The sequence below is a fragment of the Lysinibacillus mangiferihumi genome (assembly GCF_003049665.1).
Lineage (GTDB): Bacteria > Bacillota > Bacilli > Bacillales_A > Planococcaceae > Lysinibacillus > Lysinibacillus mangiferihumi.
Window position 1 is genome coordinate 1 of sequence record NZ_PYWM01000077.1, and the last position, 3,639, is coordinate 3,639.

The window sequence follows — 3,639 nt, forward strand, 5'->3', positions numbered from 1 at the left end:
AGGGCTGAAAAGTCTGCAAGTTCGTTACGAAACTTTGCGTTACTCATCTTAATTGAACCGCCGTATACGGAACCGTACGTACGGTGGTGTGAGAGGTCGGGAGTTAATCACTCCCTCCTACTCGATTTCGTAATTAAAGATATGAATTTTTAAAATAAGTATGACGCTGATCTAAACTTAAGCCAAGTCACATTGCCAGATGGGACAAGTTCAACATGGACATACGACAGGCGTGGGGGAACTGCATAAGTACAACCAATCCGCTTGGAGCCACGGAAAAGTTCCATTATGACCATTTAAATCGCCTAGTGCGCGCCCATCTATCTGATGGTAACGATGTTCAACTAAAGTACAATGCCTATGATGATATTATTTTTGCAAAGGATAACCATACACAAGTCGCTTTTGACTACACGATTCTTGGAAGCCTAACGTCTCGCAAACAAGGTGGCAAGAAAGTACAATTCACCTATGATACAGAGGAGCAATTAACCGCTGTGATCAATGAAAGAGGCGAAGCATACACCTTTGAACGCGATACCAAAGGTCATATTATCAAGGAAATCGGCTTTGATGACATGGAAAAAACGTATGAGCGAAGTCCAGCAGGATTGGTTCAGCGCATTCAACGTCCAGGCAATCGTTGGACAGCGTATCAGCATGACAATCTAGGGAATGTCATTCAGACTACTATGATGGCACGTGGGAAACGTTTGCCTATGATAAAAATAGTTCGCTACTAAAAACGGAAAACGAACATGTAACCATCAAGCTAGAACGAGACCCATCCGGCCAAGTCATCAAGGAGTGGCAAAATGACCAGTGGATTGCCAGTAGCTATGACGAGTTAGGCAATCGCTCCCAAATAACAAGCAGCCTCGGTGCCAAAATCGATGTCATGCGTAATGAGTTAGGAAATATCTTACAAATGACTACCTCTCGCTCCGAGCAAGGTCAGTGGACAGCCTCGATGCAATACAATGAACTTGGTCAAGAGATTGAGCGAATCCTACCAGGGGATGTTATTAGCAAGTGGCAGTATGATATCACAGGTAGACCAACACATCACAGAGTAAGTAGCCAAAGCCGCGATACCCGAAGACGCGCCTACAATTGGGACGTCAATCATCAATTACGCAGTATGGTCAACGAGCTAACCGGTGTAAAAGTGACCTACGGCTATGATGAATTTAGTAACCTCGTGTGGGCCAATCAAGACAGTCGCCAATTTGAGTTCTTATACCGCACCGTCGATGATGTCGGCAATCTATATGAAACAAAAGATAAAAAAGACCGTGTCTATGGCGCAGGCAGTAGATTACTAGAAACAAAAGATGCCAAATTCTCCTATGACGAAGAAGGAAATCTCCTAGAGAAAGTCGAACATAATGGAGATACATGGAAGTACGAGTACTATGGCAATGGCATGATGGCCAAGGTCATGAAGCCAGATATGACAGAAGTAACTTTCAAGTATGACACACTAGGTAGGCGGATAGAGAAGTGTTCGGAAGGTAGAGCTACTTATTTTGTATGGGATGGCAATACGATTTTGCATGAGTATTTGTCGCAGGATAATTCAGTGGAGAATGCCTCACAGACAGATGACTTAGACAGTCTCATTACATGGGTATTCAATGATGGCTTTGTCCCTTCAGCAAAAATCACGAATAAAGACAACTACAGCATTATTAGTGATTATCTAGGAACGCCTGTCGAAGCTTATGATGAGCAAGGTCATAAGGTTTGGTCGGCTGAGCTTGATGTGTATGGACGAGTAAAAGAGTTTACGGGTGACAAAGATTTCATTCCGTTTAGATATCAAGGGCAGTATGAAGATGTAGAAATTGGCTTGTATTATAACCGATTCCGATACTACGACCCAGAGCTAGGGAATTATACGCAAGTTGATCCAATTGGGTTGGCTGGTGGGAACCCTACGTTGTATGGGTATGTAAATGATCCAAATATCCAACTTGATCCTCTCGGTTTATTTACATCAGGCCAAGTAATGAATTTTGGTAATAAAGATTTAGGTGATTGGGGAGAGAAAATTGCTTCTAAACATCTGAAAAGAAATGGATTTAAGGTTCTGGGTTCAGTCCAAAATATATCAAACCAAGGTTTTGATTTTATTGCAATAGATCAAGCAGCAGGCGAACTCAACGTTATAGAAGTTAAAACAAGTAGAAAAGGTTTTAGATCTAAATCAAGAATGCCTGCATGGACAAGGAATAACATTGATACAATTACTGGAAATACTAATGGTCATTGGGGTAATATGCAGAAATATCAAAATGACTTAATGAGACAAATTAGAAATGCACAAATCCAAGGTACTTTAAAAAATAAATTGGTACAAATAAACGTTGATAAAAGGAGAATTAAGATTAAGTGCAAATAATACCGCAATTTAAACATAATCTAATTAAAAAAGCCTTGAAGAGATATAGATATGACGAGGTTCTAAATCAGTTTGACACTAAAGAAGATTTCTATGCAGACTATTCTTTTTTCACTAGAGAAAAGAATTTAAAGAAAAATATTAATACTGTTTATGCCACTTTATCGGGGACGCCTAAATGTAACCATATTGCTGCAAAAAATCTTCTTTTTCAAGGTAATGATGATTGCTGGAAATTCTTTGACCGTACTGCACAATTTTTCGCTTACTCATATACAGGTGGTAGTTTGCCTTTTATTGATCCAATTGCACCATTATTAAACTATGCACTTTATGTGGAAAGAATAGATTTAATAGAACTACTATTAACAAAAGCTGCTACTGATTTAGAAAGAGATGAATATAAGAATAACAACGAATACATTAAACAGAAGGTATACCCAAGTACGTATTTGATACACTTCTTAATTGAGCAACTAGGGATACCGAACCCTGTAAAAGATAAGGTTATGCAATACGGTGATGGATTGGGTATCTATGAAAGAATTGTTGATGAGTGGGATCATCAATTTAATGAAATTGATGATGAGTATTGGAATAGCTTGTGTGAGTATCATTTAAATGGAATCGGAGTTACAGGAACCAAATGGAAAGATGAGGAGTTTCTATATTTCGGTCTCGTTCCTATGGAATTAATTAATCTATTTAAAGTAAGACAAAAACTAGGATTAGCTGTCCCAGACATTAAACATGAGTTGTTTTCAACGCCTATGGCTAACTATCCTACTATTCCTACTGGTTATAATCCAGACATAGATGTAAAGTTTCAGCTTGTTGAGAGAACGAAGAATAATGCCAAGGTATATACATTTGAAGACATAGTGGAGCAATTAAAAAAAGAGCATGGGGAAGAGGCTAATCTTTTTTACTAAACTTCTAAACTATATCCCATAATGTAGCAGTTTAATAAAAAAGGGAGTGCTGTATAATGTGGCAAGAGATGACTTCGTTATATTCCGAAGTCATCATTTTGAATTTTTAAGAAAACGCATTTAATATAACTCATAAATATTAACAAACAAGAGGAAATGACTGGGAGTGTCAATAATTTTGTGTAAATGACAATCCAACCTTTTCTAGTAGATCATCACATTTTTATTTTAAATACATTTGTTCGAAGGATTGATTTTGGTTTTTGGGAAGGGTTAACCCTTCCTAAAAACCAAAATTTCGCC

3 protein-coding genes are annotated in these 3,639 nt (G+C 38.1%); all 3 read left to right on the top strand.

The window, feature by feature from the left end; genetic code table 11:
* Positions 1-215: 215 nt before the first annotated feature.
* The 3 genes from C9J37_RS27260 to C9J37_RS27270 all read left to right on the top strand — a co-directional run bounded on the left by C9J37_RS27260 (position 216) and on the right by C9J37_RS27270 (position 3,336).
* Positions 216-743 (top strand): RHS repeat domain-containing protein, encoded by a 528-nt coding sequence (locus C9J37_RS27260; RefSeq protein ID WP_107897904.1) that lies wholly within the window; start codon positions 216-218, stop codon positions 741-743.
* Positions 744-928: 185 nt separating this feature from the next.
* The gene (locus tag C9J37_RS29585) at positions 929-2,404 is read left to right on the top strand and encodes an RHS repeat domain-containing protein (RefSeq protein ID WP_282957617.1); all 1,476 of its coding nucleotides are present in this window, start codon (positions 929-931) and stop codon (positions 2,402-2,404) included.
* Positions 2,395-3,336, top strand: a complete 942-nt coding sequence (locus C9J37_RS27270; RefSeq protein ID WP_107897906.1) for a hypothetical protein — start codon at positions 2,395-2,397, stop codon at positions 3,334-3,336. The genes C9J37_RS29585 and C9J37_RS27270 overlap by 10 nt, the downstream gene beginning before the upstream one ends.
* The last annotated feature ends 303 nt before the right edge of the window (positions 3,337-3,639 follow it).

What these genes read in the sequence shown, in the direction of transcription:
- C9J37_RS27260 (WP_107897904.1), top strand. Translation starts at nt 216, where the DNA reads ATGGACATACGACAGGCGTGGGGGAACTGCATAAGTACAACCAATCCG.
- C9J37_RS29585 (WP_282957617.1), top strand. Translation starts at nt 929, where the DNA reads ATGACTACCTCTCGCTCCGAGCAAGGTCAGTGGACAGCCTCGATGCAA.